The sequence below is a fragment of the Mesorhizobium sp. M2C.T.Ca.TU.002.02.1.1 genome (assembly GCF_003997225.1).
This window is the reverse complement of record NZ_RZTO01000329.1, coordinates 1-6,166: the sequence shown is the minus strand read 5'-3', so window position 1 is coordinate 6,166 and position 6,166 is coordinate 1. Positions and strand designations below refer to the sequence as shown.

At 63.1% G+C, this 6,166-nt stretch carries 7 protein-coding genes and 1 pseudogene; 4 read left to right on the top strand and 4 right to left on the bottom strand.

Features of this window, described 5'->3' with window-relative positions:
- Together EOD07_RS18185 and EOD07_RS18180 are read right to left on the bottom strand one after the other, a co-directional pair.
- A pseudogene (locus EOD07_RS18185) lies at positions 1–442 on the bottom strand (SAM-dependent methyltransferase); the annotation flags it as partial.
- Positions 443–478: 36 nt separating this feature from the next.
- A complete protein-coding gene (locus EOD07_RS18180) occupies positions 479–1,837 on the bottom strand; it encodes an Nramp family divalent metal transporter (protein WP_127236459.1) in 1,359 nt (452 codons plus the stop codon).
- A gap of 289 nt (positions 1,838–2,126) precedes the next feature.
- Between EOD07_RS18180 and mntR the strand changes: the two genes are divergently transcribed.
- From mntR to EOD07_RS18160, 4 genes are all read left to right on the top strand, one after another.
- Positions 2,127–2,585 carry a manganese-binding transcriptional regulator MntR gene (gene mntR, locus EOD07_RS18175; RefSeq protein ID WP_073985520.1) on the top strand — a complete coding sequence of 153 codons (459 nt, stop codon included), beginning with the start codon at positions 2,127–2,129 and terminating at the stop codon, positions 2,583–2,585.
- Between the two features lie 95 nt (positions 2,586–2,680).
- The gene (locus EOD07_RS18170) at positions 2,681–2,878 is read left to right on the top strand and encodes a hypothetical protein (RefSeq protein ID WP_127236458.1); all 198 of its coding nucleotides are present in this window, start codon (positions 2,681–2,683) and stop codon (positions 2,876–2,878) included.
- A 167-nt stretch (positions 2,879–3,045) separates the two neighbouring features.
- On the top strand, positions 3,046–3,975 hold the full coding sequence (locus tag EOD07_RS18165) for a neutral zinc metallopeptidase (RefSeq protein ID WP_127236457.1): 930 nt from the start codon (positions 3,046–3,048) through the stop codon (positions 3,973–3,975).
- Between the two features lie 158 nt (positions 3,976–4,133).
- Positions 4,134–5,405 carry a TCR/Tet family MFS transporter gene (locus EOD07_RS18160; RefSeq protein WP_127236456.1) on the top strand — a complete coding sequence of 424 codons (1,272 nt, stop codon included), beginning with the start codon at positions 4,134–4,136 and terminating at the stop codon, positions 5,403–5,405.
- A gap of 6 nt (positions 5,406–5,411) precedes the next feature.
- On the opposite strand, the gene EOD07_RS18155 is transcribed toward EOD07_RS18160, so the two are convergent.
- Positions 5,412–5,795: a helix-turn-helix transcriptional regulator gene (locus tag EOD07_RS18155; protein ID WP_127236455.1), complete on the bottom strand. Its 384-nt coding sequence runs from the start codon at positions 5,793–5,795 to the stop codon at positions 5,412–5,414.
- Between the two features lie 14 nt (positions 5,796–5,809).
- Positions 5,810–6,061 carry a type II toxin-antitoxin system RelE/ParE family toxin gene (locus EOD07_RS18150; protein WP_127236454.1) on the bottom strand — a complete coding sequence of 84 codons (252 nt, stop codon included), beginning with the start codon at positions 6,059–6,061 and terminating at the stop codon, positions 5,810–5,812.
- Positions 6,062–6,166: the final 105 nt, after the last annotated feature.

Below are 6,166 nucleotides of genomic sequence, written 5' to 3'. Positions count from 1 at the left end.
CGATGTTGGTGTATGGGGCAAGGTTTGCCTTGGCGCGCGCTGCAAGACCGCCCTCCAGTTCGAAGGCGGTGACGCTGCCGCCCGGCTTGACCAGTCCCGCCAGCAGCGCCGTGTAATAGCCGGTGCCGGCGCCGATATGGGTGACGTGCTCGCCAGGTTTCGGCTCGACCTTGCCGATCCACATCGCGTGCAGAAGCGGCTCGCCATTGTTGATGCCCTTGTCGGCATCGAGCACGACGAGCACGTTCTGGTAGATATAGGTCGGATCGGCGCTCGGCGTCTCGAACCGACCTTCGCCGGCAAAGACGGTCCACGGTCCCGGCCCCAAGAACGCCTCGCGCGGCACCGAAGCGAATACCTCCTCGATGCGCGGGTCGGCCGACCGCGCCTGCGCGGCCATCAGCCTTGCATAGAATCTGCGGGCTTCGTCCGGTTCGGCCATGGCGCCAAGATAGCGCGTCCGGCTGGAATGTCGCGCTCAGCCGGCGATGGTGTCGTAGAGCAGCTTGAAGTTGAGAACGAGGATGATTGCGGCCACCACCCAGGCCAGGACCGCGACGGCACGCGGTATGGCGAAACTGCCCATCTTCTTCCTGTCCGACACGAACTGCACCAGCGGAATGACGGCGAAAGGCAGCTGCATCGACAGCACCACCTGGCTGAAGACCAGAAGTTCTGCCGTGCCTTTCTCGCCATAGAGCGCGGTGACGGCCACCACCGGGACGATGGCGATGCCGCGCGTCACGAGGCGGCGCGCCCATTGCGGGATGCGCAGCCGCAAAAAGCCTTCCATCACGATCTGGCCAGCGAGCGTCGCGGTGACGGTCGAGTTGAGGCCGGAGGCAAGCAGCGCGACGGCGAAGAGGATCGAGGCGATGCCCAGGCCTAGCAGCGGCGACAGCAACTCGAAGGCCTGGCCGATCTCGGCGACGTCGTGATGGCCGGTGTCGTGGAAGGCGACCGCCGCGACGATCAGGATCGATGCGTTGACGAACAGCGCCAGGATCAGCGCGATGGTCGAATCCGTCGTCGCCCATTTGATGGCGTCGCGCTTGCCTGCATCGGTACGCTCATAGGCGCGGGTCTGCACGATCGAGGAATGCAGATAGAGATTATGCGGCATCACGGTGGCGCCGATGATGCCGATGGCGATGTAGAGCATCGCCGGATTGGTGACGATCTGCGACGACGGCACGAACATCGAATGCAGGATCGTGCCCGCCGGCGGCGCGGCGACGAAGATCTGGATGGCGAAGCAGCCGAAGATGATGATCAGCAAGGCGACGACGAAGGCCTCGAGGTAGCGGAAGCCCTTGTTCATCAGGAGCAGCACCAGGAAGGCATCGAGCGCGGTCAGCATGGCGCCGCCGATCAGCGGAATGCCGAACAGAAGCTGCAGCGCGATCGCCGTGCCGATCACCTCGGCGAGGTCGCAGGCGATGATCGCCAGCTCGCAGGCGATCCAGAGCACCAGATTGACAGGGCGCGGATAGTAGGCGCGGCAGGCCTGGGCGAGGTCGCGGCCGGTGGCGATGCCAAGACGCGCGGCCAGCGCCTGCAGCAGGATCGCCATCAGGTTGGACAGCATGATGATGAAAAGCAGCGTGTAGCCGAATTGCGCGCCGCCGGCGAGGTCGGTCGCCCAATTGCCCGGGTCCATATAGCCGACCGAGACCATGTAGCCCGGTCCCATGAAGGCAAACAGGCGGCGGAACCAGACGCCGGTCCGCGGCACCGCGATCGAGGCGTTCACCTCGCGCAGGCTGGGCTGCTCGTCGTCGGGCCTGTCGAATCGCCATGCGGGTCGGGCTACGGTTGCTGCATCGGCATCGGACATGGGGATTTCCGCTGGAACTATCGAATACCCGTTTACCTATGCCATGGCTCAACATTATGCAATAGGCTATATTTCATTGATCATGCTTTCGTGATGCGCAGGGCAAGTCTGGGCCCGGGCGACCGCAACGGCGGTTGCGCCCGCGCGGGAATGCAAATAAACGGCCGGATCATCAGGGGTTTCGTGCTATGGATGCGATCCCGATTCAGTCGAAGAGATTGGGCATGATGTCGTCCGAAAACCGCTTCACACGTTTCGGCATCATGCCCTAGGCTAGGAGGAGCGCATATTGGCGCTTAGGAACAAACCGGTTCGACGCGAAGAGCCGCTTCCCGATGCCGAGATCCATTCGGAAGGATTCCGGCAGACGCGCGAAGCGCGCCGCGGCGCGCTGGTCGAGGACTATGTCGAGCTCATCGCCGACCTGATCGAGGACGGCAACGAAGCGCGGCAGGTTGACATCGCGGCGAGGCTTGGCGTGGCGCAGCCGACGGTGGCTAAGATGCTGACCAGGCTGTGCGCCGACGGGCTGGTCTCGCGAAAACCCTATCGCGGCGTGTTCCTGACCGAAGCCGGCCGCAAGGTCGCCGAGGAAAGCCGCATCCGCCACCAGACGGTGGAGGCCTTCCTGCGCTCGCTTGGCGTCAGCGCCGAGACGGCGCGCATCGACGCCGAAGGCATCGAGCACCATGTCAGCGCCGAAACGCTGGAAGCTTTCCGCCGGGCGATGACGCATCGCCAGGCGTAGGAGTTCGACCCGCTCGAGCGCCTTGAAACGGAACCGACGCATCTCCGCCGCATTACTTTCCACGTCGCGCGATTGTCGCGCTTAGGGAGGAAGCAATGGGCGTTGAACAGGCACCGACCGCCAAGGGAAAGCAGGCGGCCAGGGGATTGCGGCAGGCGGCCGCCAGGGATGAGCGCAAGACCGAGGCCGAGACCGGCCATCCGCTGAAGAAGGGAGCTGCGCGTTTCGAGGAGCGTTCGAAAAGCTCGGACGGCAAATGCGCCGGCGCCAAGCAGAAAAGCCAAGATTTTTAGCCGGTTTATGGGAGTGGAAATTAACCGGCCTATTTGGAGTTTCCTCCGGCCCGCGCATTCTTCGGGAGCGAAAAATTCTGTGACTTAGGCCAGCCGTTGCGATAATTGTCTGCAGGGGGTGGTCGCGGGCCAGTCCCTCCAGGACATTCGCATTGCGAGGAGTTGCCATGCTTTGGAGAGGCCGTCGTCAGAGCGACAACATCGAGGATGAGCGCAGCGACAGCGGCGGCGGACTTGGCGGCGGCTTGGGCGGCGGCGGCCAGTTCCGCGTTCCCATCGGCGGCCGGACCGGCGGTGGCGGCAGCATCCTCCTGGTCATCCTGGTCGTGCTCGCGGGATGGTATTTCGGCTTCGACCCATCGCAGATCCTGGGTGGCGGCGACGGCGGCCTGCTGCCGGGTGGCAGCGGCCAGATCACCGACAACAGCGGCTCGCAGGACAATGGCGGCGCGCCCGCCAATGACGAGATGAAGCAGTTCGTCGCGACGGTGCTGGCGGAAACCGAAGACACCTGGACCGGCATATTCAAGTCTCAAGGGTTGACCTACGAGGACCCCAAGCTGGTGCTGTTCAGCGGCCAGGTCCGTTCGGCCTGCGGTTTCGCCTCGGCGGCGGCCGGGCCGTTCTATTGCCCGGGCGACCATAAGGTCTATCTCGACATGACCTTCTTCCAGCAACTCGACCAGCAGTTCGGCGCTTCCGGCGAGTTCGCGCGTGCCTATGTGGTGGCGCATGAGGTCGGTCACCATGTGCAGAACCTCACCGGCATCATGAGCAAGTTCAACCAGCTGCGGCAAGGCATGAGCGAGGCCGACGCCAACCAGCTCTCGGTGCGCATCGAGCTTCAGGCCGATTGCTTCGCCGGCGTATGGGCCCATTACACCGCGCAAAAAGGCATATTGGAGCAGGGCGACATCGAAAGCGCGCTGAACGCGGCCAAGCAGATCGGCGACGACACGCTGCAGAAAAAGATGCAGGGCTATGTCGTGCCGGAAAGCTTCAACCACGGCACCTCGCAGCAGCGGCAGACATGGCTGGCGCGCGGCTACAAGAGCGGCAAGCTGTCCGACTGCAACACGATGAGCGGTCCGATCTGAGGCGGCTTTTCCGCTTCTTTTCGCATGTGATCCGCGATCGACGGCAGCTGGCAAGTGATGTCAGCATAAGATGTTTGGCTTCGTTCGCGGATTGTTCCCGCCGCGAACCTCGCCTATAAGGTGCGTCCCGCCTCGGGCGGCCTGAGGAGCTTATCGCCATGATCGACCCGAAAACCGCCAAGCGGGGGCTTGCGCTCGTTTTCACGACGCTGCTGCTCGACATCATCGGCTTTGGCATCATCATGCCGGTGCTGCCGGCCTATCTGGAGGAACTGAGCGGCGTCAGCGTCAGCGAGGCTGCGATCGAGGGCGGCTGGCTGTTCTTCGTCTACGCGGCGATGCAGTTCTTCTTCGCGCCGATCATCGGCGGCTTGAGCGACCGTTTCGGGCGCCGGCCGGTCCTGCTTGCCTCGGTGCTGACCTTTTCCATCGACAATCTGATCTGCGCCATCGCCTGGTCCTTTCCGATGCTGTTCATCGGCCGCGTGCTCGCCGGCATTTCCGGCGCGAGCTACTCGACGACGTCGGCCTTCATCGCCGACATCTCGAACGACGAGAACCGGGCGAAGAATTTCGGCCTGCTCGGCATCGCCTTCGGCGTCGGCTTCGTCATTGGCCCGGTGCTGGGCGGGCTGCTCGGCACGTTCGGGCCGCGCGTGCCGTTCTATTTCGCCGCAGCACTTGCCTTCGTGAATTTCCTGATCGCGATGGTGTTCCTGCCGGAAACGCTCGATGAAAAGCATCGTCGGCCCTTCGAGTGGAAGCGCGCCAATCCGGTCGGCACGCTGATCCAGATGCGCAATTATCCGGGCATCGGCTGGATCGGGCTTGTGTTCTTCCTGATGACGCTCGGCCACATGATGTATCCGGCGGTCTGGGCGTTCGTCTCCAACTACCGCTATGGCTGGAACCAGCAACAGATCGGCTTCTCGCTCGGCGCCTTCGGCCTGTGCGGCGCGATCATCATGGCGACGGTGCTGCCGCGGATCATTCCGAAACTCGGCGAGTGGAAGACGGCGGCGATCGGACTGACCTTCACCGCGCTCAGCGCGTTCGGCTATGCGTTCTCGACGCAGGGCTGGATGATCTATGCGGTGATCGTGGCCGGTTGCCTGGAGGCGCTGGCCGATCCGCCGCTCAGAAGCCTCGCCGCCGCCAAGGTGCCGCCTTCGGCGCAGGGCGAATTGCAGGGCGCGATGACTTCGATCTTCTCGATCACTTCGATCATCACGCCGCTGCTCTACACGGCGATCTTCTCCTGGTTCACCGGCCCCACGGCTCCGGTCGTGTTCGGCGGCGCGCCCTATGTGCTCGGCGCGATTTTCCTGACGCTGGCGGTCATTGTCTTCGTGACGAAGGTGGCCAGGCCGACGCCGAAGGAAGTCGAGCGCATGCACTCGCAGGAGGCGGCGGTGACGGACGCGGCCTGAGAACGACTAAGGCTCGATCCATTCTCCGGGGATATCGAGCGCCTTCGCCAGCATTGCGCTGGTTTGCTCAGACGGCTTGCGGCGATTGGATTCGAGGTCCGACAGGAAACCCTGGCTGACACCGATCGCTGCGGCCAGTTCGGCTTGGGTGAGCTTTCGCCAGTTGCGCAGCGCCTTGAGTCGACTGGAGCCGCGCAAGACATCCATGGTCACGTCTGCCGGCAGCGCCCTTTCGGTTTTGAGGTCGGCTTTGCGCTCGTCATAGATGGCGACATCCGCAGCATCTTCGAGAGCCTCCTCGGCGGCGTGCAACAACGCCTCGTAATCCGCCTTGGGGATCACGACCAGTTCCTCGCCAGTTGAGGTTTTGATGATTTGCGGGGCATTCATGACATCTTGTCCTGCTATGACCTGCTGTAGGTTGTTGTCTCGCGTTTTCCTATGTAGATCGCTAGGATAGTGGTGCTGTCCTCATCGAATATAACTCGGTAGCGACCGATCCGCAGCCTGTAGCCGTCTCTACCAGTCAAGCGCTTTACATCTCCTCGACCGCTCATCGCGTAATCTATCAGGCCCTCGGATACCTGGTTCCGAACGCCGGCGGGTAGATTGTCGAGATCACGAGCCGCGGCCGCCGAGAGGATGATGGTCTTCACCGGATATCGCCGCTCTTATCTCTATTTGGCGATATTATAGCTAACCCACAGGGCGCGTCAACGTTCGGCCAGAGCTTCCTGGCCGCGCCGCTCGCGGATCAGGTT